The organism is Inquilinus ginsengisoli (genome assembly GCF_050434925.1).
In the GTDB taxonomy this organism is placed as follows: Bacteria; Pseudomonadota; Alphaproteobacteria; order DSM-16000; family Inquilinaceae; genus Inquilinus; species Inquilinus ginsengisoli_B.
On the sequence record NZ_JBNDJK010000001.1, the window covers coordinates 4,726,765 to 4,749,366 of the forward strand.

Annotated in this window: 22 protein-coding genes; 14 read left to right on the plus strand and 8 right to left on the minus strand. The window is 68.5% G+C overall.

The features are described 5' to 3' along the window. Positions 1-3 precede the first annotated feature (3 nt). From QFZ27_RS22595 to QFZ27_RS22630, 8 genes are all read left to right on the plus strand, one after another. Positions 4-747, plus strand: a complete 744-nt coding sequence (locus tag QFZ27_RS22595; RefSeq protein ID WP_429228701.1) for a hypothetical protein — start codon at positions 4-6, stop codon at positions 745-747. A gap of 232 nt (positions 748-979) precedes the next feature. Further along, positions 980-1,813, plus strand: a complete 834-nt coding sequence (locus tag QFZ27_RS22600) for a hypothetical protein (RefSeq protein ID WP_429228702.1) — start codon at positions 980-982, stop codon at positions 1,811-1,813. 437 nt (positions 1,814-2,250) lie between these two features. After that, positions 2,251-2,967 (plus strand): hypothetical protein, encoded by a 717-nt coding sequence (locus QFZ27_RS22605; RefSeq protein ID WP_429228703.1) that lies wholly within the window; start codon positions 2,251-2,253, stop codon positions 2,965-2,967. Continuing rightward, a complete protein-coding gene (locus QFZ27_RS22610) occupies positions 2,960-3,847 on the plus strand; it encodes a hypothetical protein (RefSeq protein WP_429228704.1) in 888 nt (295 codons plus the stop codon). Before QFZ27_RS22605 ends, QFZ27_RS22610 begins: the two co-directional genes overlap by 8 nt. A 103-nt stretch (positions 3,848-3,950) precedes the next feature. Beyond that, positions 3,951-5,489: an MBOAT family O-acyltransferase gene (locus QFZ27_RS22615; protein ID WP_429228705.1), complete on the plus strand. Its 1,539-nt coding sequence runs from the start codon at positions 3,951-3,953 to the stop codon at positions 5,487-5,489. Continuing rightward, positions 5,458-6,429, plus strand: a complete 972-nt coding sequence (locus QFZ27_RS22620; RefSeq protein WP_429228706.1) for a hypothetical protein — start codon at positions 5,458-5,460, stop codon at positions 6,427-6,429. The genes QFZ27_RS22615 and QFZ27_RS22620 overlap by 32 nt, the downstream gene beginning before the upstream one ends. Before the next feature lie 48 nt (positions 6,430-6,477). After that, on the plus strand, positions 6,478-7,374 hold the full coding sequence (locus tag QFZ27_RS22625) for a hypothetical protein (protein WP_429228707.1): 897 nt from the start codon (positions 6,478-6,480) through the stop codon (positions 7,372-7,374). Between the two features lie 18 nt (positions 7,375-7,392). Then, a complete protein-coding gene (locus QFZ27_RS22630; protein WP_429228708.1) occupies positions 7,393-8,301 on the plus strand; it encodes a hypothetical protein in 909 nt (302 codons plus the stop codon). Here the strand turns inward: QFZ27_RS22630 and QFZ27_RS22635 are convergent, their stop codons facing one another. Together QFZ27_RS22635 and QFZ27_RS22640 are read right to left on the minus strand one after the other, a co-directional pair. Beyond that, on the minus strand, positions 8,302-9,321 hold the full coding sequence (locus QFZ27_RS22635) for a mitochondrial fission ELM1 family protein (RefSeq protein ID WP_429228709.1): 1,020 nt from the start codon (positions 9,319-9,321) through the stop codon (positions 8,302-8,304). It lies immediately after the preceding gene. Continuing rightward, positions 9,318-10,040, minus strand: coding sequence for a hypothetical protein (locus tag QFZ27_RS22640; RefSeq protein ID WP_429228710.1), 723 nt, complete (start codon positions 10,038-10,040; stop codon positions 9,318-9,320). Before QFZ27_RS22640 ends, QFZ27_RS22635 begins: the two co-directional genes overlap by 4 nt. Positions 10,041-10,249: 209 nt before the next feature. Between QFZ27_RS22640 and QFZ27_RS22645 the strand changes: the two genes are divergently transcribed. From QFZ27_RS22645 to mak, 4 genes are all read left to right on the plus strand, one after another. Further along, positions 10,250-11,233: a lysophospholipid acyltransferase family protein gene (locus QFZ27_RS22645; RefSeq protein WP_429228711.1), complete on the plus strand. Its 984-nt coding sequence runs from the start codon at positions 10,250-10,252 to the stop codon at positions 11,231-11,233. A gap of 75 nt (positions 11,234-11,308) precedes the next feature. Continuing rightward, complete coding sequence (gene thrS / locus QFZ27_RS22650; protein WP_429228712.1) at positions 11,309-13,324, plus strand: threonine--tRNA ligase; 2,016 nt, start codon at positions 11,309-11,311, stop codon at positions 13,322-13,324. Positions 13,325-13,364: 40 nt separating this feature from the next. Further along, positions 13,365-13,853 (plus strand): translation initiation factor IF-3, encoded by a 489-nt coding sequence (infC, locus tag QFZ27_RS22655; RefSeq protein ID WP_342234985.1) that lies wholly within the window; start codon positions 13,365-13,367, stop codon positions 13,851-13,853. A 101-nt stretch (positions 13,854-13,954) separates the two neighbouring features. After that, positions 13,955-14,860 carry a fructokinase gene (gene mak, locus QFZ27_RS22660; RefSeq protein ID WP_429228713.1) on the plus strand — a complete coding sequence of 302 codons (906 nt, stop codon included), beginning with the start codon at positions 13,955-13,957 and terminating at the stop codon, positions 14,858-14,860. 53 nt (positions 14,861-14,913) lie between these two features. Here the strand turns inward: mak and QFZ27_RS22665 are convergent, their stop codons facing one another. Together QFZ27_RS22665 and QFZ27_RS22670 are read right to left on the minus strand one after the other, a co-directional pair. Continuing rightward, positions 14,914-15,891: a zinc-dependent alcohol dehydrogenase family protein gene (locus QFZ27_RS22665; RefSeq protein WP_429228714.1), complete on the minus strand. Its 978-nt coding sequence runs from the start codon at positions 15,889-15,891 to the stop codon at positions 14,914-14,916. A gap of 122 nt (positions 15,892-16,013) precedes the next feature. Then, positions 16,014-16,316 (minus strand): ArsR/SmtB family transcription factor, encoded by a 303-nt coding sequence (locus QFZ27_RS22670; protein ID WP_429228715.1) that lies wholly within the window; start codon positions 16,314-16,316, stop codon positions 16,014-16,016. A 140-nt stretch (positions 16,317-16,456) separates the two neighbouring features. Between QFZ27_RS22670 and QFZ27_RS22675 the strand changes: the two genes are divergently transcribed. Continuing rightward, the gene (locus QFZ27_RS22675) at positions 16,457-17,227 is read left to right on the plus strand and encodes an adenylate/guanylate cyclase domain-containing protein (RefSeq protein WP_429228716.1); all 771 of its coding nucleotides are present in this window, start codon (positions 16,457-16,459) and stop codon (positions 17,225-17,227) included. Positions 17,228-17,236: 9 nt separating this feature from the next. Here the strand turns inward: QFZ27_RS22675 and QFZ27_RS22680 are convergent, their stop codons facing one another. From QFZ27_RS22680 to amaB, 4 genes are all read right to left on the minus strand, one after another. Further along, complete coding sequence (locus QFZ27_RS22680) at positions 17,237-18,031, minus strand: ABC transporter ATP-binding protein (RefSeq protein WP_429228717.1); 795 nt, start codon at positions 18,029-18,031, stop codon at positions 17,237-17,239. 1 nt (position 18,032) lies between these two features. Continuing rightward, positions 18,033-18,953, minus strand: coding sequence for an ABC transporter permease (locus tag QFZ27_RS22685; protein ID WP_429228719.1), 921 nt, complete (start codon positions 18,951-18,953; stop codon positions 18,033-18,035). A gap of 152 nt (positions 18,954-19,105) precedes the next feature. Continuing rightward, positions 19,106-20,071 (minus strand): ABC transporter substrate-binding protein, encoded by a 966-nt coding sequence (locus tag QFZ27_RS22690; RefSeq protein ID WP_429228721.1) that lies wholly within the window; start codon positions 20,069-20,071, stop codon positions 19,106-19,108. Positions 20,072-20,210: 139 nt separating this feature from the next. Next, entirely contained in the window at positions 20,211-21,713 is a 1,503-nt protein-coding gene (gene amaB / locus QFZ27_RS22695) for an L-piperidine-6-carboxylate dehydrogenase (protein WP_429228723.1), read from the minus strand. Between the two features lie 187 nt (positions 21,714-21,900). Between amaB and QFZ27_RS22700 the strand changes: the two genes are divergently transcribed. Next, positions 21,901-22,599, plus strand: coding sequence for an iron-containing redox enzyme family protein (locus QFZ27_RS22700; RefSeq protein ID WP_429228725.1), 699 nt, complete (start codon positions 21,901-21,903; stop codon positions 22,597-22,599). The last annotated feature ends 3 nt before the right edge of the window (positions 22,600-22,602 follow it).

Genomic DNA, 22,602 nt, shown 5'->3' on the forward strand with positions numbered 1-22,602 from the left:
GCGATGCTGCCGCTGCTCGCCAAGACCTACGCCCTGGCCGGGGCCCTGGCCGCGCCGGGCCGCACCCGCCGGATCATGCAGCTGAAGGACCGCCATCGCGGCCAGCGCTGCTTCCTGCTGGGCAATGCGCCGTCGCTGCTCGACTTCGACCTGTCGAAGCTGGCCGGCGAGCAGTTCTTCGTGGTCAAGAAGGGCTACAAGGCGCTGGAGCACGGGCTGCCGGCGCCGATTCCCTATTATGTGCTGAGCGACCTGCGCGGCTGGGACCGGATCAAGGCCGATGTCTCGACCCTGCCGGTCGGCACCTACCTGGTGCGCGACACCATCGCCGCCCGGCCCGAGTTCCGGCCGTCGGCCGAGCGGGTGGTGACCTTCCCCGGCTATCGCGGCGGCCTGCGCAAGCAGGGCTTCCGGCACCATCCCTGGCAAGGGCTGGGCAATGATTCGACGGTGATCCTGTTCGCCGCCCAGATCGCCCATTACATGGGCTTCGCGGAGGCCTACATCCTCGGCGTCGACCTCGATTACGCGCAGGACACCACCTATTTCTACGCCGCCGGGCAGAGCGAGACGAATCAGTACGTCCGCCCCGAGGACGAGATCTATGGGCGCGAGTTCGGCATCCTGCGCCAGGCGTTCGAGGCGGACGGCCGGATCCTGCGCAATGTCGGCCGCGGCGGCGCGGTGATGGGGCTGGACCGGGCCGACTACGATGCGGTGCTGGCGAAGCCGGGGCCGTCGACGTGACGAATCTCGGCGGGCGCACGCGTGATGCTCGTCTAGGATGGCTTTCCGGCAGGGTGCCGCGGCGGCGCCGTCTCGCAATGTCGGTTGTCCGAATATGTACGGCCGTTCAAACTGCAAAAATTGGGATCGCGGATACTTGCGGAACCCACTATGCTCGCCGCCAACCGGGGATGTTCTCAAAGAATCACACAACATGATTGTTCGGCCTGCCGAGCGAAGGCGCAGGTTTGCCGTGGTGACCACCTGCAACGCCGCAGGATATGAAGCCTATGGGCGGCGCATGGTCGAGAGCTTCGATCGCCACTGGCCCGCCGAGGTGCCGCTGCTGCTGTATTGCGAAGGCTTCGCGCCCAAGCTCTCCGGCGGCCGGATCGAGGTGCGCGATCTGATCGCCAGCTCGCCGGATCTGGCGGCGTTCAAGCACCGCCACGCCGACAATCCGCTGGCCCATGGGCTGACACGGCGCCCGCGCTTCCGGCTGAGCTACGATCTGGCGAAGCTGCGCTTCAAGCTCGGCGAGAAGCGCTGGGGGGAAGGCTACCGCTGGAACGCGGTGCGGTTCGCCCATAAGAGCTTCGCCATCTTCCACGCCGCCGCGGCCGCGGAGATCGACGTGCTGATCTGGATCGATGCCGACACTCGGTTCTTCGCCGATGTCGGCCGGGACGAGATCGAGGGATTCATCCCGGCCGACTGCTTCGTCGGCTATCTGCGCCGGCGCATCCATTCCGAATGCGGCTTCGTCGCCTACAACCTGCGCCATCCGGCGACGCGCGAGATGCTGGCGGAGTTCGAGCGGCTCTACACCCGGGACGAGATGTTCCACGAATACGAGTTCCACGACTCCTATCTGTTCGACATCGTCCGGAAACAGACCGAGCGCCGGGGGCACAGATCCTACGACATCGCCGGCGGGCTGGGCCTCAAGGTTCCGCATGTGCTGATCAATTCCCCCCTCGGCCGGTTCATGGATCATCTCAAGGGCGGACGGAAGGAGGAGGGCCGGAGCCGGGGCGCCGATCTGGTCCTGGAGCGGCAGGAGGCGTATTGGCGCGAATCCGGGTGATCGAGGGCCGTGCGAAATTCACGGTCATGCCATGATCCTGCCCACAGTTCCGTCCCACAATGCGCCAACCGTGGGCGGAGGGCTGGAGCGCCGCAAAGCGGATGTGATACCGGGCACAGTGTGGTATTTCTCGTGCCGCCAGCCTGTCGGTGAGTGGTGCAGCGGGAGGTGACAGACGATCGCCGCCGCCTCAAAGGGCATAGGATTTCGGACAAGGCGTCATGAGCGGTCATTCACTCAAGAGATTGTCCCGATGGTTTCTAAAGCGATTGTCCTTTTCCGTTCTTCTGGAAAATTTGACCGACTCACGGGCAAGGGACGCCGTCAAGAACTATCGTTTGAGGATTCGCGGCAATACGCCGGATATGGGGACGCCGGGGGTTCTTTTTTGCGGCTGTGACGACGGCTACTACAAGAAATTCGCGCCGAGCTTCCTTTTGTCCGCCGAACAGCTGGCGGAGCCGCTGCACATCCACATCCATCTCTATGGTCCCTGCCAGGAGACCCTCGACCATATCGACCGGATGCGCCGGTCCTTGTGCCATGTGAAGCTGTCCTTCACTTGGGAGGATGATTCCTACCGGCGGCTGTCCCTGCCCAGGCCGGTCTATTTCTCGGCGGCGCGGTTCCTGGTCCTGCATCACCTGCTGCTGGCCTGCAAGGCGCCGATCCTGTGCGTCGACATCGACGGCATCGTCCGCCGGCCGTTGGGCCAGGTCTTCAGGATGATCGAGCGAGCCGACGTGACGCTGCATTTCCGGCTCGGCGAGCGCAGGGTCTGGCGCCGGGTGATGGCCGGTGCCGTCGGCGTCAGCCATTCCAAGGAATCGCTCGGCTTCTGCGAGAAGCTGGCGTCCGTCGTCTGGCGGGCGCTGCACATGCGGCCGACCGACCATATCGACCAGCCGGCGATCTATTATCTCTATGTCATCCGCCGGCGGCTCAAGCCGCGGATCCGGTGGCAGCACATGCCGGCCGGCCTGGTCGATGTCGCGTTCGACGAGGACAGCTTCATCTGGTCGGCGAAGGGGGCGTTGAAGGAGGGGGCCGTCTTCTCCCGAGCCGCCTCGGCGCTGGAGGCGAACTACGCGCTGGACCTCGAGCAGCCCCATGCCATCTATGCCGAGGCGCGCGGCGACGGCACGCATGGCTAGGATCTTCGTGTTCTGGGGCGTGACCATCGGCAAGCCCGGCGCGGCGCTGGCCGAAGGCGCGGCCCGTCTCGGCACGGTTCATATGAGCACGCCGGCCCGGTTCGAGCCGGACGACATCGCGATTCTCTGGGCCCCGTTTCGCGGCACCTTCCGCAGCGACATCTATCGCCAGATCCGGGCGGCCGGTGGGCGGGCGATCATCGGCGAGAATGGCTGGCTGTCGCCGGTCCAGGGGCGGAAATACTTCCAGCTCGCGCTGCATGGCTGGAACGGCACCGGCGATTTCCCCGCCGGCGACGGCAGCCGCTGGGACTCGTGGAACGTGCCGCTGCGCGACTGGCGCCGCGGCGGCGAGACCATCCTGGTGGTGGAACAGCGGCCGAAGGGCATCAATCTCGACCCCCGCGCCATGCCGCCGGGCTGGGCGCAGAGCGTCGTGCCGCGGACCAGCCGCAGGGTAGTGCGACGGACGCGGTTCACCGAGGCGCCGCTGGACCGGCAGCTCGACGACGCCTTCGCCACGCTGACCTGGACCAGCACGGTCGCGATCAAGTCGCTGATCCGCGGCATCCCGGCCTTTTATTGCGGGCCGCACATCAATTGCGGCGAGCTGATGCGGCGCGGCCTCGACGTCGACAACCCGATCTATCCGGAGCGTGAGCCGGTGTTCCGCCGCTATGCCTGGATGCAGTGGACCGAGGAGGAGATCCGGTCCGGCGAGCCCTTCGCGCGGCTGCTGTCGCTGCCGCATGACGGCCGGCCCGAGATCCTGATCGATCCCGACGCGGTGTCGTCGGCCTGGACCATGGCCGGACGGGTGCGGGCGGCCGTGGCCGGCCGCAAGCCGCTGGACCGGATCGCGGAACGCCTGATCGGGTAGGGACGCCGCGAATCGCCGGTCCCGGTGGATCGATCGTCGGATTTGTGCATTATCTGGCCGCCCGAGCGGATGACCTCGGGTCGTCCGAGGTCTCCTGCCGTCCATGCTGTTCAACTCCTACGCCTTCATCCTGCTCTTCCTGCCGCTGACCTATGCGCTGTGGATGGCGGCGCGCCGCTTTGCCGGAATCTCCTGGGCGATCGCCGCCCTCCTGGTCGCCTCGCTGGTGTTCTACGGGGCCTCGGCCCAGGTCGAGCTGCTGCTGCTGCTCGCGGCGATCGTGCTCAACCACCACCTCGCCGGGGTGATCTACCGCCACCGGCTGACGCCGCGCGGGCGCGCCTGGATGCGGCTGGCCGTGGCCGGCAACCTGCTGTTCCTGTTCGTCTTCAAATACACCGGCTTCGTCACTCAGACGGCAGCGGACGCCTTCGGCTGGCCGGCGATCGCGGTCCATATCGCCCTGCCGATCGGCATCTCGTTCTACACCTTCCAGCAGATCGCCTATCTCGTCGACGTCGCCCGCGGCGAGGGCGAACCCTGGCCGCTGCCGCGCTATGCACTGTTCGTCGTCTTCTTCCCGCATCTGATCGCAGGCCCGATCGTTCATCACCGCGAGCTGATCCCCCAATTCGCCAGCGGCGCCCGGACGGCGCGGATCGGCGATCTGGCGGTCGGCCTGTCGATCTTCACCATCGGCCTGGCCAAGAAGGTGCTGGTCGCCGACAGCTTCGCCCTGATCGCTTCGCCGGTGTTCAACGCCGCGGCGCAGGGCTCGCAGCCCGGACTGCTGGACGCCTGGGCGGCGGCCATGGCCTATGCGCTGCAGATCTATTTCGACTTCTCGGCCTATTCCGATATGGCGATCGGCCTCGGCCGGATGTTCGGCATCCAGATGCCGATCAACTTCGCCTCGCCCTACCGGTCGCTGTCGATCATCGAGTTCTGGCGGCGCTGGCACATCACCCTGTCCCGCTTCCTGCGCGACTATCTTTACATCCCGCTCGGCGGCAACCGGCATGGGCCAGGGCGGCGCTACGCCAACGTCTTCGTCACCATGCTGCTGGGCGGCATCTGGCACGGCGCCGGCTTCACCTTCATCCTGTGGGGGGCGCTGCACGGCCTGCTGATCGTCGCTTGCCAGGCCTGGCGGGCCAGCCGGTTCCATGTGCCGCTGCCGGCCGGCCTGGCCTGGCTCCTGACCACGGCGACGGTGATCCTGGCCTGGGTGCCGTTCCGGGCGGCCGACATCGCCACCGCCGGCCGGATCTATGCCGGGCTGTTCGGCGTCGCCGGGGGGCTGCACGAACCGGCGCTGGACTATGCCCCGTCGGTGACGCTGGAGACGATCCTCGGCGCGCTGCTTCCCGGCATGGCATGGAACGTCTGGTTGTCGCTCGGCGCCGGGATCGCCGGGCTGCTGGCCTGCCTGTGCCTGCCCAATGTCCAGACGCTGTTTCGGCGCTACGGCGTCGGCCTGCCCACCCGCGGCTATGCCGACGGGATCGAGCCGCCGGCGCTCGGCCGGCTGGTCCCGGCCTGGCGGCCGCATCCGGTCGCCGCGGCCACCATCGGTCTCCTGCTCGCCGCCTGCATCCTCAAGCTGAACGATGTCTCCGAATTCATCTATTTCCGCTTCTGACGCGCGCCGCTACCTGCTGACCGGCGCCGCGGCCGCCGTGGCGCTGGTGGCCGCGATCTGCGCGCTGTCGCTGTGGGGTATGCAGAATGGCCTGTCGGAATGGCGGGAATCCGAGTTGCTGCGGTACCAGATCGAAAAGATCGAGGACACCCGGCAGGTCGACATCCTGCTGGTCGGCGACAGCTCGCTCGGCAACGGCATTGATGCGCGGGACTGGAGCCGCCGGCTCGGCCTTTCGGTCATGTCGCTGCCGCTGGTCGGCACCTATGGCTTCGAGGGCACGCTGAATATGCTGAAGCGTGCGGTGCGGGAGACCCGGCCGCGCGTCGTCGTGGTGATGCAGACGCTGGACATGATGCGGCGCAGGCCGTCCTGGCCCGGCGCGCTCTACACCGCCGAGACGCTGGGCGACCTCGCCGGCGTGCCGCCGCAGGTGATGCTGTCCTCGCTGGCCACCTGGGACATCCCCGCCGGGATGCTGCAGGCGGCGGCGACCGGCGAGCCCATCGACCCGGCCATCGCCCGGCTCGACTACGTGCCGCAGAACCCGGCCCGGTTCGGCGGACCGCTGTATCCGCGGACCTACGAACCCCGCGCGGTGCGCAAGGACGCGGCCGCATCGCTGCGCCGGATCGGCGATTTCTGCCGCGAGCAGGCCCTGACCTGCCTCTATGCCAGCGGCCCCTATCTGGACCCGCAATGCAGGGAGTCCCAAGGCTATGCCGCAGCCATCGCCGAGGTCGCCCGCCAGGCCGGGCTGATCCCGGTGGCCGGAACCCCGGTCTGCATGCCGCGGCCGGATGTCGGAGATTCCGAGGACCACGTGATCCCCTCCCGCCGGCCGCAATACAGCGAGATTCACCGGGCGCTGATCATGACGGCGATCGAGCAGGCCGGCGTCGGGCTCCGGCGCCGCTCCGTCTCCGGCCCCGGCACCTGAGCGCGAGGCTTGCCCCGCTCGGCGAGTTGTCGGATACAAATTCGTAAGATGCCAACAACGCTCCGTTTCTTCGTCTATCTGCCCCAGGGCGACCGCAAGCCCTGGCGCGAATGCATCGCCGCCTGCGAGCGCTTCGGGCCGACCGCGACGGAGCTGCCGGAGCGGTTCGGGCCCGAGGACGTCCTGATCACCTGGTCGCCGTTCCGGCTGTCCAAGCGCTGGGCGGCGGTCCGCGACGTGCGCGCGGCGGGTGGCCGGGCCGTGATCCTGGAGAATGGCTGGCTGTCGCCTCCGGGCGGCGTCCGCCACTTCCAGTTCGCGCTCGACGGCTGGAACGGCACCGGCCGGTTTGCGGATGGCGGGCCGTCGCGCTGGGCCGCTTGGGGCGTGACGCTGCAGGACTGGCAGCGGCAGGGCGGGCACGTCCTGGTCCTGGGCCAGAAGGCCCAGTCGATCGGCGACGCCCGGCGCATGCCGCCGGGCTGGGCCCAGAGCCTGCGCCTGGACACTCGTCGGCCGGTGCTGCGCCGCATGCCGGGCGCGGCGCGGCCGCTGGCGGAGGATCTGCGCGGCGCCTGGTGCACGGTGACCTGGACCAGCACGGCCGCGATCCAGGGGCTGGTCGCCGGCATCCCGGCTTTCCATTGCGGCCCGAACACGCTGTGCCCGGAGCTGTCCCGGCCCGGCCTAGTGATTGAGGCGCCGATCTACCCCGATCGGCTGCCGGTGTTCGAGCGCCTCGCCTGGTGCCAGTGGAGCCCGGCCGAGATCGCGACCGGTGAGCCGCTCGGGCGGCTGCTGGATCTGCCACATGACGGCACGCCGGTGCGGCTCGAAGAGCCGGCCGCGGTCCGCCCGCATTACACGCTGCTGGGCCGCGTGCGCGACCTGACCCTGCGCCTGCCCGGCGACCATCCGGTCCGCCGTCGCCTCGGCATGTCCTGACGCCGGAGCCATCGACGCATGCGCATCTTCATCGTCCTCGGCGACCCGCCGTCCCCCGGCCAGCCCAACGTCAAGCCCTATGACGAGGTCGCGGCCGGGGCGCGCCGGCTCGGCCCGGTCACGATCGGCATGCCCGACCGCGACGCCGGCCCGGACGACGTCCTGATCTGCTGGTCGCCCTTCCTCGGCACCGAGCGGCTGGCGGCGCTGCGCACCATCAAGGCGGTCGGCGGCCGGGCCATCGTGATGGAGAACGGCTGGCTGTCGCCGATAGGTCCGCAGCGCTTCTTCCAGGTGGCGCTCGACGGCTGGAACGGAGAGGGGCGGTTTCCGCCGGGCGGGCCGGAACGGTGGCGCGGCTGGGACGTGCCGATGCGGGACTGGAGCCGCGGCGGCGAGCACGTCCTGGTGATCGGCCAGAAGCTGAAGGGGGCCGGCCAGGATTTCCGGCGCATGCCCGAAGGCTGGGATTACGGCCTGACCTTGGCGACCCGGCGCCCGGTGGTGCGCCGGACCCGCAAGACGACGGTCCCGCTGGAGGAGCAACTGCGCGGCGCCTGGTGCACGGTGACCTGGACCAGCACGGCCGCGATCAAGGGCCTGATCGCCGGCGTGCCGGCCTTCTTTTGCGGGCCGACCCTGATCTGCCACGAGCTGTGCCGGCGCGGCACCGATGTCGATCGCCCGGCCTATCCGGAACGTGAGCCGGTGTTCGAGCGCCTGGCCTGGTGCCAGTGGACGCCGGAGGAGATCGCGACCGGCGAACCTTTCGCCCGGCTTCTGGACCTGCCCCATGACCGGGTGCCGCAGGCGGTCGCGGAACCCTTCACCCTGCCGGCCGCGGTCACGCCGCGCGGGGTGTTGCGCGAGCAGCTGGACCATGCGCGACGGCGGTGGCGCCGCCGGCTGGCGCGCTGGACAAGCTGACTACGACCCGCGGCGTTGCCGGTCGGCGGCGATCCGCTCGCGGATGATGCCGGCGATGCGGCCGGCCTCGTCCAGCGGGGCATAGGCGTAGGGCTCGATCGTGCCGGTGAAGGGCCGGGTCAGCCCGAGCGTCTCCTGCATGTCGCGGTGAAAGCGGTGGAACTTCCCGAGATAGGGGCCGGGCGTCTCGTCCAGCGGGATCGAGAACACCGGCATCCCGGTCGAGGCCGCCTCGCACGTCATGGTGATCGAATCCACCGTCACCAGCACGGCATCGGCGATCGCCAGGTACTGGAAATAGGGGTTCTCGCCGGTGCGGTCCCAGACGAAGCCGCGATCGCCGGCCAGCGCCTGCTGCAGCCGCGGCAGCACGGCGGGGTCGGAACGGCGCGAAGTCGTGACCAGCAGGCTCCAGCCCTCGGCCTGCAGACCGCGCAGCTGTGCGACCAGGGTGTCGATGCGGGCGGGGGAAAAGCGGTAGCCGGGGTTGGGGCCGCCGATCATCACCGCCGCCCGGCGGCCGGGCAGGGCGCCGAAGCGCTGCTCCGCCGCGGCGCGGTGGCCGGCGACCAGCGCGGCGTCGACGCGATGCGGTGCGCCCACCATCGGCAGCACGTCGTCGCGACCATCGAATTCCGGCCGCCAGTCGTGCCGGCCGACGAAGCACAGGTCGAACCGGTCGAAGCCGACGGTCGGGATCTGCAGGTGCACGGTGAAGATCGCGCCGCGGGACCGGCGCGTCGCCGCCATCACCGCGGGTTCTGCCTGGCGGCCGCAGGAGATCGCGAGATCCGGCCAGGGCGGCCGGATCCGGTTCAGATGGACGTTGCGGATATGGGTCCAGCGGCGGTTCAGGCGCCGGGCCAGCCCGGACTTGGCCGGATCGGGGCGCCGCACCAGCCGGGTCTCGGTGGCGACGCCCAGCTTCTCGGCCACGCCGCGGCACTGGGCGATGGTGCCGGCCTTGCTTTCGCTGACGATCCAGCAGCGCAGCGCGGAGATGTCGGACGGGTCGGTCAACCCCAGTGCTCGGCCACCCAGGGGGTGGGCCGGACATGTTTCGACCAGCGTCCCGGCCAATGACCGCTGATCGCGTATTCCGGCTTCGGGTCGCCGTGGAACACCACGATCCGGGCCCCGTCCGGGCGGCGCGGGGTCATGAACCAGTTGAACAGGCCGAACGGGCCGCCGGGCATGCAGTGCTTCTTGAAGCTGACGCACCAGGCGTCCGGCCACCAGGTGATCTCGCCGATGTGGTCGGAAACATAGGTCTGCGAGTTGCGGTAGCGCGCGAAGATCTGGCGGTGGTTGGCCACCAGATTGTCCAGCACGTCTTGATGCGCCCCGATCTCGAACCGATAGACCGAGGTGTTGCCGACGCGGCGGTCCGGGTGGGTCCAGTTGTGGATCACGCAGAACCGGCCCGGGTGGTCGAAGAACGGGTCCAGGCTGTCGACGATCACGATGTCGAGATCCAGGAACAGCGTCGGCCCCTTCAGGTCGCCGAGCGGCTGGCCGAACAGCGTCACCTTGCGCCAGGGCAGGTTGCGATGCGGCTCCGGCACCTGCAGCACCGGCATCGGGAAATGCTCGACATCGGGGTCGAGGCCGGTCGGGTCGTCGGTGAAGCAGACGAAACGGTGCGGCCGCGCCAAATTGCGGCTGACCATCGACTTCAGCCGATTGACGTATTCAGGCCCGTATTTCGGGCCCCATTTCGCGCATATGACGTTGACCATTGGGGAGTGTTTTCCGTTCGCTTGACCGCCGGGTTAGCATGCGGGTCCGGTCCGGCTCAAGCGACGTGCCGCCGCGCCCGGCGGGCCGGCGATCTCTGCATGGCTCCCACTCCCGGCAGCGAGCTTGCCTTTGTCCAGCAACATTCCCAATTTTCGCGTTGAGCGAATCTCGATCCTGAATTCTTCCGATGCGCGGACTACGCAACAGATTGAAGCCTCTGCGGAAGGCATGGCCGCGCCTGGTGCGGGCCTATGTCGTGCATCCGCTGCAGGCGGTCCTGGCCTACACCGTCTACGGGCTGCTGCGCTGCATGCCGATCGAGGTCGCCTCGAGCTTCGGGTCCTGGGCAGCGCGGACCATCGGCATGCGGATCGGCGCCACCCGGCATGGCGACCGCAACCTGCAGCTGGTGATGCCCGAGCTGACCGCGGCGCAGCGCCGCGAGATCCTCACCGGCATGTGGGACAATCTCGGCCGGGTGATGGGCGAATATCCGCATCTGCGGGCACTCGGCCGGGCGGAGTCGCGCCGGGCCGACCGGATCACCGTCGACGGGATCGAGAACTACGAGGCCGCGCGGGCCGACGGGCGGCCGGTGATCATCGCGCTCGCCCATTTCGGCAACTGGGAGGCCGGCCCGATCGTCGCCACGCGCCACGGCGCACCCCTGACCATCTTCGTGCGTCCGCTGAACAACCGCCTGGTCGATCGTCTGGTCCGCAGCGTGCGCAGTTCCCTCGGCACCGGCCTTCTGGAAAAGCGCATGGCCGGCAACGACGCGCGCCGGGCGCTCGGCATCCTGCGCAACGGCGGTGTCCTCGGCGTCATGGTCGACCAGCGCTACACCGGCGGGCTGAAGGTGCCGTTCATCGGCCAGGATGCGCTGACCTCGCCGGCGGCGGTCGAGATGGCCTACCACTTCAACTGTGCCCTGCTGCCGATGCGGGTGGAGCGCACCCGCGGCGCCCGCTACCGCGCGGTGATCGACCCGCCGCTCGACATCCCCCGCGGCGGCGACCGCAAGGCCGATGTGGAAGAGGGCGTGATCCGGCTGAACCGCGTGGTCGAAGGCTGGATTCGTGCCCGGCCCGAACAGTGGTTGTGGCTGCACAAGCGCTGGCGCCTGACCCCGAAGCGGCCGATCAAGCCGCCGCGGGTGATGCGCCAGTCCTCGCCATCGCAGGTGGCGTGAGCGCGCCGCTTGACAGGCTGCCCTCGCCCCTTACAGTGCCTCGCCCTCTCCGGACGATAGAACGTGGATAGACTCATGGCCGAGCTGTCGAGCCCTGGCGGCATCGCCATCACCCTGCCGGACGGCGCGGTCCGCCGCTTCGACCGCCCGATGTCGGGCGCCGACATCGCCGCCGACATCTCCAAGAGCCTGGCCAAGGCGGCGATCGCCTTGACCATCGACGGCAAGCTGTCGGATCTGGCGACCGTGGTCGACCGCGACGCAAAGATCGGCATCGTCACCCGCAGCTCGCCCGAGGCGCTGGAGCTGATCCGGCACGACGCCGCCCATGTCATGGCCGAGGCGGTGCAGGAGCTGTATCCCGGCACCCAGGTGACGATCGGCCCGGCGATCGAGAACGGCTTCTACTACGACTTCGCCCGCGACGAGCCGTTCACGCCCGACGATCTCGAGAAGATCGAGGCGAAGATGCGCCAGATCATCGGCCGCAACGCGCCCTTCACCCGCGAGGTGTGGGACCGGACCGAGGCGATCGAGTTCTTCAAGAACAAGGGCGAGAAGTACAAGGCCGAGATCATCCAGGACCTGCCCGAGAGCGAGAGCATCTCGGTCTATCGTCAGGGCGACTGGCTCGATCTCTGCCGCGGCCCGCACATGCCGACCACCGGCGGGGTGGGGCAGGGCTTCAAGCTGATGAAGGTGGCAGGCGCCTATTGGCGCGGCGACCACCGCAACGCCATGCTGCAGCGGATCTACGGCACCGCCTGGCGCGACCAGAAGGAGCTCGACGCCCATCTGCACCAGCTGGCGGAGGCCGAGCGTCGCGACCATCGCAAGCTGGGCCGCGAGATGGACCTGTTCCATCTGCAGGAGGAGGCGGCCGGCAGCGTGTTCTGGCACCCGAAGGGGTGGACCCTGTACCGGACGCTGGAGAACTACATCCGGGAGAAGCTGGCCCGGGCCGACTATGTCGAGGTGAAGACGCCGCAGCTGGTCGATTCCAGCCTGTTCAAGGCGTCCGGTCACTGGGACATGTACGGCGACAACATGTTCAAGGTGGTGATCGGCCAGAAGGAGGACGGCTCGCCGGATCGGCTGTCCGGCATCAAGCCGATGAACTGCCCCTGCCATGTCCAGATCTTCAAGCAGGGCATCGTCAGCTACCGCGACCTGCCGATCCGGATGGCGGAATTCGGCAGCTGCCACCGCAACGAGCCCTCGGGCGCGCTGCACGGGCTGATGCGGGTGCGGGCCTTCACCCAGGACGATGCGCACATCTTCTGCACCGTGGAACAGTCTGTGACGGAGTCGGCGCGCTACATCGCCCTGCAATACGAGGTCTATCGCGATCTCGGCTTCCCTGATGTAGCGGTGAAGCTGGCCCTGCGCCCTGACGTCCGGGCCGGGTCGGACCAGCAATGGGACGTCGCCGAAAAGGCGCTGCGCGATGCTTTGGTGGCGGCCGGGCTGGAGTTCGAGGAACTGCCGGGCGAAGGCGCGTTCTACGGGCCGAAGATCGAGTTCCACCTGACCGACGCGATCGGCCGGACCTGGCAGTGCGGCACGCTGCAGTTCGACTCGGTGCTGCCGGAGCGGCTCGATGCCACCTATGTTGGCGAGGATGGGGCGAAGCACCGGCCGGTGATGCTGCACCGGGCGATCCTGGGGTCGCTGGAGCGCTTCATCGCCATCCTGATCGAGAACTACGCCGGCAAGCTGCCGCTGTGGCTGGCGCCGGTGCAGGCGGTGGTCACCACCATCACCAGCGAGGCCGACGGCTACGCGCAGGAGGTGCATGCGGCGCTGCTCGCCGCCGGCATCCGGGCCGAGATCGACCTGCGCAACGAGAAGATCAACTACAAGGTCCGCGAGCACAGCCTGAAGAAGGTGCCGCTGATGCTGGTGGTCGGAAAACGCGAGGCGGAGAACCGGAATGTGGCGCTGCGCCGCCTGGGGGGCGAGGCGCAGGAAGTCCTTGCCCTGGGCGAGGCGCTTCATAAACTTGTGGCAGAGGCGCGATCACCGTTGACATCCAAGACGGGGGAGGTGCAGACGGGGTCGCAGCAATTGACGGAGGCTATCCATAGCTAGACTACCAACCAATGCCCTGCCGACCCGCGATGGGCCCAGGGTGAACCGCGAGATCGACTCGGCGCAGGTGCGGCTGGTCGGTGCGGATGGCGAGATGATCGGGGTCGTGCCCCTGCGCGAGGCTCTCTGGGCCGCCGAGCAGGCCGGGCTGGACCTCGTCGAGATTTCGCCGAATGCCGAGCCGCCGGTCTGCAAGATTCTCGATTACGGCAAGTTCAAATTCGAAGCGCAGAAGAAGAAGAACGAGGCGCGGAAACGGCAAAAGGTCATCGATGTCAAGGAGATCAAACTCCGCCCGAACATCGACGACAATGACTATAACGTGAAGATGCGCAGTGCTCGGCGCTTCCTCGAGGAGGGCGACAAGGTCAAGGTGACCATGCGCTTCCGCGGGCGAGAGTTGGCGCATCAGGAGATCGGCATGAACGTGCTGGTCAAGGTGCGCGACGAACTGCAGGACCTGTCGAAGGTCGAGCAGATGCCGAAGATGGAAGGCCGGCAGATGATCATGGTGCTCGCGGCGAAGTAGCCGCGGGCGCACATGGTGCCGGTGTAGACCTGCAGCCCCGGATGCGGGGCTGTTTTCGTGGCTTGACGGCCTTTTGGGCTTGAAGACGGGCGGAGGCGGGCATGCGGATCGGCGTCGATCTCGGGGGCACGAAGATCGAGGCGATCGCCTTGGACGATGCCGGGACGGAGCTGCATCGCCAGCGCATCCCGACGCCACGCCTCTATAACGGCACGGTCCAGGCGATCCGCGACCTCGTCGGCGCGGTCGAGTCCACGGTGGGCGAGCGCGGCACGGTCGGCGTCGGCATGCCCGGCGTGCTGTCGCCGCAGACCGGGCTGGTCAAAAACGCCAACTCCACCTGGCTGATCGGCAAGCCCTTCGACAAGGACCTCAGCGCCGCGCTCGGCCGCGAGGTGCGCTGCGAGAACGACGCCAACTGCCTGGCGGTGTCGGAGGCGACCGACGGCGCCGCGGCGGGTAAGGGGCTGGTCTTCGCCGTGATCATCGGCACCGGCACGGGCGCCGGCATCGCCGTCAACGGCCGCGCCCATCGCGGCGGCAACGGCGTGGGCGGCGAATGGGGCCACAACCAGCTGCCCTGGGCCACGCCCGAGGAGCTGCCCGGCCCCGACTGCTACTGCGGCAAGCAGGGCTGCCTGGAGACCTGGATCTCCGGCACAGGCTTCGGCAAGGACCATGTCCGGGTGACCGGGCAGGAGATCTCCACCCATGAGGTGGTGTCGCGCGCCCAGGCCGGCGATCCTGACGCCTCGGCCACGCTGGAACGCTACATCAGCCGGCTGACCCGCGGCCTGGCCCATGTCGTCAACCTGCTCGACCCTGACGCCATCGTGCTCGGCGGCGGCATGTCGAATGTCGCGCGGCTCTACGACGAGGTACCGCGCCGCCTGCCGCCGATCGTGTTCGGCCGGGAATGCGCCACGCCGATCCTGAAGGCCAAGCACGGCGACAGCAGCGGCGTCCGCGGTGCCGCCTGGCTGTGGCGGCAGGGCGAGGTCGGCTGAGACTGCACGTCGGCAGCGGGGCGGCCCGCTGCCGCGCGGTGGCATATTGGTGCTTAGGGCGTCACATCGATCACGATCTTGCCGCGCAGACCGTGCGCCGAGCCGTTCTCCATGAGCTCGTGCGCCTGCGTGATCTGCTCCAGCGGCAGCGTGGCGCCGATCACCGGCTTCACCAGCCCGCGCTCGACCAGCGCGGCCAGCCCGTCGAGCTTGGCCCGGTTCTGCCGCGTGAACAGGAAGTGGTAGGTGGCGTTGCGGCCCCAGGCCTCGAGCAGGTTCTGCGGCTGCGCGATGTCGACGATCGAGACGACGCGCCCGAACGGGGCGAGGGCAAAGGGGCTGCGCGACAGCGCATCGCCGCCGATCGTGTCGAGCAGCACGTCGACGCCGCGGCCGTCGGTCAGCCCCATCACCGCCTCGACATAGTCCTGCTGCGTATGGTCGATCGCCGCATCGGCGCCGAGCTCCGCGACGAAGGCATGGTGGCGGGCACGGGCGGTCGTCAGCACCCGCGCCCCGATCGCCTTCGCCAGCTGGATCGCGACCGAACCCACGCCGCCGGCTCCGGCATGGACCAGAACCGTCTCGCCGGCCTGCAGTTGCGCGCGGGTGACGAAAGCCTCCCAGACGGTGCCGCCGACCAGGGGCAGGCTCGCCGCTTCGCGATGGCTGAGCTTCGCCGGTTTGCGCGCCACGATCTCGGCATCGGCAACCTGCAGCTCGGCATAGGAACCGGGCCCGCCGAAGATCTTCGGCGTATACCAGACCTCATCGCCCGGCGTGAATTCAACGATCTCGGCGCCGACAGCTTCGACCACGCCGGATACGTCATGGCCGATGATCGCCGGCAGCGGCAGCAGGTCGGCATAGTCGCCCCGCCGAATCTGGCCGTCGAGCGGATTCAGCGCCGTGGCACGGACCCGGACGCGCAGCTGGCGCGGGCCGAGCGGCGGGACCGGGACCTGCCTGATCTCGAACACCTCCGGCCCGCCGAACCGGGGCAGGACGGCGGCTGTCATTGTCTGGGACAAGGTTTTCTCCTTCGATAAATCGAGAATTCTCGATGTACGCGCGGACCTCTCGGCCGATCGGACTTGGTAGAAGGGTTATAAGATTCTGGATATCGCGATATCCCGAACTCTCAAGGCAAAAGTCAGATCTCCGTCCGCGTGAGCTCCGCCAGCTTTCTGATACTGTCCTCGTCGCGCTTGTAGTAGGTCCACTGACCGCGCCGCTTGACCGTGACCAGCCCGGCCTTATGCAGGATGCCGAGATAGTCCGAAGTCGTCGACTGCGACAGGCCGATGCCCTCCTGGATGCTGCTGACGCAGACCCCGTCGATCTCGACATCGCCTTCATCCTGCGGCGGGAAATGCCGGGCAGGCTCCTTCAACCCGGCCAGAATCTTCAGCCGCACCGGATTGGCTAGCGCCTTGAAGGCTGTCAGAGGATCCATAAATCGGGAATATCGCGATTATCCGATATGGTCAATCGTTTTCTGACCAACCTGGGTTGCCATGTTCCTCTATTGTTCCATAGTCTCGCGATCTTGTCGCCGCTGAGGTATGATCGGCCGCCATTTGCATCGAGGCCGACATGCCCCCGGAACGCCGCCTGACCGCCATCCTCTGTGCCGACGTGGTCGGCTATTCGCGGCTGGTGGGGCGCGACGAGACCGGCACGCTGGCCCGGCTCGATCAGGCCCGCGGCATCCTGCGGAATGCGATCGAAGGGCAGGGCGGCCGAATCTTCAACCTGGCGGGCGACGGGATGTTGGCCGAGTTCCCCAGCGCCCTGGCCGCTGTGCAGGCCGCGATCACGGCCCAGGACAGGCTCGGCGACTGGGCCGAGGTCCAGCCCGAAGAGGACCGGATGCGCCTGCGCATCGGCGTCAATCTCGGCGACGTCGTGGTCAGCGGCAATGACCTGCTAGGCGACGGCGTCAATGTCGCGGCGCGGCTGCAGGAGGTGGCGGTGCCGGGCGGCATCTGCCTGTCCGGCGCGGTCTACGAGCAGGTCCGCAGCAAGATCGAGACCGGTTTCGCCGATCTCGGTCCGCGCTCGATGAAGAACATCGCCGATCCGGTGCGGGTCTATGCCCTGCGAATCGGGTCGGAAGTGCCTTGGGCGGAGCAGCGGATCCTGCCTGTTGCGGCCGGCCAACCAGGGCACGCGATGTTCGACCGGCTGCGCCGCCGGTTCCTCGGCGCACTTGTGGTCGTCGCCGTGCTGCTGGTCATCAACCTGATGACCAGCCCCTACGACATCTGGGTGCAGTGGCCGGCGCTCGGTCTCGGCGTCGCCGTGCTCCTGCCGGTGATCCGCCACCTGCTCTGGGGCCGGCCGCTCGACGCCGGCAGCAAGTAGCTCCGAGCCTCAGGCCAGCAGCAGGGCGTCGTCGTCGAGCTGCCCGCCGCGGACCTTGCTGAACAGCTGCAGCAGGTCCGGCACGTCGAGGCCGCTGCGGTCGTCATTGGCGACGTCGAAGGCTACCCGGCCCTCATGCAGCATCACCGTGCGGCTGCCATGGTCGAGGGCGTGGCGCATCGAATGGGTCACCATCAGCGCCGTCAGCCTCTGCTCCTCGATGATCTTGCAGGTCAGCCGCAGCACGAAATCCGCAGTGCGCGGGTCGAGCGCCGCGGTGTGCTCGTCCAGCAGCAGGATCTTCATCCCGGCCAGCGTCGCCATCAGCAGGCTGACCGCCTGGCGCTGGCCGCCGGAGAGCAGCCCCATGGAATCGCCCAGGCGATTCTCCAGCCCCAGCCCCAGCACCGCCAGCTTGTCCCGGAACACCGCGCGGCGCGGCCCGTCGAGCGAGGCGGCGAGGCCGCGAGCCCGGCCGCGGGCATGGGCCAAGGCCATGTTCTCCTCGATCGACAGGGCCTCGCAGGTGCCGGCCATCGGGTCCTGGAACACCCGTGCGACCAGGCCGGCCCGTTTCGGCGCCGGCCAGCGGGTGACGTCGACGCCGTCGATCTCGACCCGGCCGCGCTCCGCCGGCGCGTCGCCGCTCAGCACGTTCAGGAGGGTCGACTTGCCGGCGCCGTTGGAGCCGATGACGGTGACGAACTCGCCGGTCGGGATGGTCAGGTCGAGGCCGCGCAGGGCGCGGTTCTCGAGCGGCGTGCCGCGGCCGAAGGTGACGTGAACGTCCTGGACTCGGATCATCTCAGGCGCTCCGCCGGAACAGGGTCTTCAAGGGATTGCGAACGCCCGGCAGCATCAGCGCGACGCCGACCAGCACGGCGGTCACCAGGTTGAGATCCGAGGATTGCAGCCCGAGCCAACTGGTGTTCAGCGCCAGCGCGATGGCGGTGCGGTACAGGACGGCGCCGATCACGCACGCCAGCAGCATCAGCACGATGGAACGGGTGCGGAAAATGGTCTCGCCCAGGATCACCGCGGCCAGGCCGTTGACGATGGTGCCGGTGCCGACGGTGACGTCGGCGAAGCCGGCGGTCTGGGCGAACAGGGCGCCGGCCAGCGCCACCAGCGCGTTCGACAGTGCCATGCCGACATAGATGTGCAGCTTGGTCGAGATGCCCTGCGCGCGCGCCATCCGGGAGTTGGCGCCGGTGGCGCGCATGGCCAGGCCGAACTCCGAAGTGAGGAACCGGCCGAGGGCGAGGCCGACGATCAGCACGATGATCGCCAGCACCACCACTTTCAGCGTCGCCCGCGCCGGCAGGCCGGCCGCCTCGATCACCGGCGACAGCCAGGCGAACAGGCCGATCACGGTGTCCTGGTTGATCAGGGCGACATTCGGCTTGCCCATGATCCGCAGGTTGATCGACCACAGGGCGATCATGGTCAGGATGCTGGCCAGCAGATGCAGGATGCCGAAGCGGACGTTGAGCCAGGCAGTGACCAGGCCGGCCAGGGCGCCCGCCGCGACCCCGACCAGCGTCGCCGACACCGGATCGAGGCCGGCGACGATCAGCGTGGCGGTGACGGCGGCGCCGAGCGGGAAGCTGCCGTCGACGGTCAGATCGGGAAAGTTCAGCACCCGGAAGGACAGGAACACCCCGAGCGCGACGAGGGCAAAGATCAGCCCGATTTCGATCGCGCCGAGAAAGGCGAACAGACTCATCAACACGTCCTGCGGGCGGCCGGCGGCGGCCGCGGAAACGAGAAGGCCCCGATATACGGCTTCCGGCCGGAGCTGTCATGTCCGGCGGCCGCATCGGGGCGCATGACCGAAAGCCCCCCTCCCCCGAGAGCGGGAGAGGGGGCGTCGGACGCTTACTCGATCACCTTCTTGGCACGGCTCAGCACCGCCTGCGGGACGGTGACGCCCATCGCCGCGGCCGATTTGGTGTTCACGAACAGGTCGGTCCCGCTGGCGTTCTTGACCGCGATGTCGCCCGGCTTTTCGCCCTTCAGCACCCGGACCACGACCGCGCCGGTCTGGCGGCCGACCTCGAAATAGTCGAAGCCGACCGAGGCGATGGCGCCGCGGGTGACGCTGTCGGTGTCGCCGGAGAACACCGGGATCTTGTTCTCGGTGCCGACCGCGATCACGGCTTCCAGCGCCGAGACGATGGTATTGTCGGTCGGGACGTAGATCACGTCGACCTTGCCGACCAGGCTCTGCGCCGCGCCCTGGACGTCGGCCGATTTTGAGGCGGCGGCGGTGACGATCTCGACCTTCCACTCCGGCGCCATCTCCTGCAGCGCCGAGATCAGCGCCGCCGCATTGGCCTCGCCCGGGTTGTAGGGCACGCCGATCGTCTTCACATTCGGCACGATCTCCTTGATCAGGTTCAGGTGGTCGGCCAGCGGCGACAGGTCGGAGATGCCGGTGACGTTGCCGCCCGGCTTGTCCAGGTTCTTCACCAGCTGGGCGCCCGCCGGGTCGGTGACCGCGGTGAACACCACCGGGATGTCCTGGGTCGCCGCCACCACCGCCTGGGCCGACGGGGTAGCGATCGGCACGATCACATTCGGGTTCTCGCCGACGAATTTCTGCGCGATCTGGGCGGCGGTGGCCGGGTTGCCCTGGGCCGATTCATACTGGAAGACGAGGTTGTCGCCGTCCTTGTAGCCGGCCTCCTCCAGCGCCTTCTTCACGCCTTCGCGGGCGGCGTCCAGGGCCGGGTGCTCGACGATCTGCGTGACCGCGACGGTGACCTTGTCGGCGGCGACGGCCGCCGAGGACAGCAGCGCCAGCGCCGCGCCGGCCGCCAATGCCAAACGGCTGATATGCATGAACATCCCCCCGTGTTTGGTGCCCCGGCTGACGTCGCCGGGCGTCTGTTGCGCATTAGCGCAGGCGGCCGGGGACCCGTCAAGGAACCGCCGCCCGCCTGCGTTTTGTCGGATTTTTGGCCGACTTAGCCCCCGGGTCTTAACCCAGATCGAAGACGATGCCCTGCGCCAGCGGCAGCTCGCGGCTGTAGTTCACCGTCGCGGTCTGCCGGCGCATATAGGCCTTCCAGGAATCCGAGCCGCTCTCGCGCCCGCCGCCGGTTTCCTTCTCGCCGCCGAAGGCGCCGCCGATCTCGGCGCCCGAGGTGCCGATGTTGACATTGGCGATGCCGCAGTCGCTGCCGGCCGCCGACAGGAAGGTCTCGGCCTCGCGCATATCGGTGGTGAAGATGCAGGAGGACAGGCCCTGCGGCACGTCGTTGTGCTGCATCAGCGCCTGGCCGAACTCCCGGTACTTCATGACGTAGAGGATCGGCGCGAAGGTCTCGTGCTTGACGATGTCGCTCTGCGCCGGCATCTCGGCGATCGCCGGGCTGACGTAGAAGCCGCCGGCCGGCACGCCCACCGTGACCTGCGCGCCGCCGGTGACGGTGCCGCCCTGGTCGCGGGCCGCCGCCAGTGCCTTCTGCATGCCGTCGAACGCCGCCTGGTCGATCAGCGGCCCTACCAGCGTGCCCTGCTCCAGCGGGCTGCCGATGCGCACGGCGCCATAGGCCTGCTTCAGGGCCGGAACCAGCTTGTCGTAGACGCTGTCATGCACGAACAGCCGGCGCAGGCTGGTGCAGCGCTGGCCGGCGGTGCCGACGGCGCCGAACAGGATGGCGCGCACCGCCATGTCCAGATCGGCCGACGGGCAGACGATCATGGCGTTGTTGCCGCCGAGCTCGAGCAGCGAGCGGCCGAGGCGCTGGGCGACGCGCGGCCCGACCTCGCGGCCCATCCGGGTCGACCCGGTGGCCGAGACCAGCGGCACCTTCGGGCTGTCGACCAGCTTTTCGCCGATGGCGCGGCCGCCGATCAGGATCTCGGCCAGGCCGTCCGGCACGCCGCCGAAGCGCTCGGCCGCCTTGCGGAAGATCGCCATGGTGGCCAGCGCCGTGACCGGGGTCTTCTCCGACGGCTTCCAGATCACCGGGTTGCCGCAGACGAAGGCCAGCGCCGCGTTCCACGACCATACCGCGACCGGGAAGTTGAAGGCCGAGATCACACCGACCGGGCCCAGCGGGTGCCAGGTCTCGGCCATGCGATGGCCCGGCCGCTCCGACGCGATGGTCAGGCCGTAGAGCTGGCGGGAGAGGCCGACCGCGAAGTCGCAGATGTCGATCATCTCCTGCACTTCGCCCAGGCCTTCCTGGAGGATCTTGCCGGCCTCGATGGAGACCAGCCGACCCAGCTCGGCCTTGTGGGCGCGCAACTCCTCGCCGAACAGGCGCACCAGCTCGCCGCGGCGCGGGCCGGGCACGGTGCGCCAGTTCAGGAAGGCGTTGGACGCGCGCTCGATCGCGGCGTCGGCATCGGCATCCGTATTCTCGTGCAGGCGGGCGATCTCGGCGCCGTCGACCGGCGACCGGACGACCAGTGTGCCGCCGGCCAGGGCGTCGGGATCCAGCCCGAGGCCGCGGATCAGATCGTTCAGCTCCATGAAACACAACTCCGGAGAACTTGAGCGCCGTAGGCGCTGATGGGCGGCATTCGTATCGTTGCGCGGTCTTCGGGGCAAGCGCAGTGGCGACGGGTGGGGCTGGCCGGGTGCACCACCAAAAATAGTATTGCGTTTGCTATAAAATAGTGTTTACGATTTGTTCGTATCCTGAAAATGGTGATACGGAATGGGTGCGACATTCTTCGATGTGCTACACGCCGAAGCCGTGGCCATGGTCGTGGCGGTGCGGCAGACCCGCAGCGCCCGCAGCCTGCTCGACGGTTCGGCCGGTATTGCGACCTATGCCAACACCCTGCGCGAGGCCTATCACTACCAGCATGCGCTGCAGCCGGCCCTGGCGCTGGCGGCGGAGCGGATGCTGGATCAAGGCCGGCACATGCCGCTGGCGCTGCTGCTGCAGGAGAAAGCAAAGGACGTGGCGGGGCTGGATCTTCGGGTGCTGGACGATCTCGATGCGCTCGGCTTCAGCCGGGCGGATGTGGTCACCTCGGTGCCGACGCCGCCGACCGAGGCCTGCATCGCCTGGTGCCGGTTCCTCGCCCGCAGCGACCATCCGGCCGGCTTCCTGGGGATTGCCTATCTGCTCGAATACCTCGCCGCCACCTGCGCCGGGACGGCGGTCGACGGCCTGCTGCGCACGGCGCGGATCGCCGGCATCCGCCGCGCGCTCAGCTTCCTGCGCAACCGTGTCGAGGCGCGAGAGGGCCATGTCCGGACGCTGGCTGCAGCCCTGCCGGCGCTCGACGATCCGGCGGAGATCGACGCGGTACTGACCTCGGCCCGGGTGACCCGGACGCTCTATGCCGGCATGCTCCGCGCCGTCGACGGCATGTCGGCGATGCCGGCGCGCCGGGCGGCGGGCTGACCC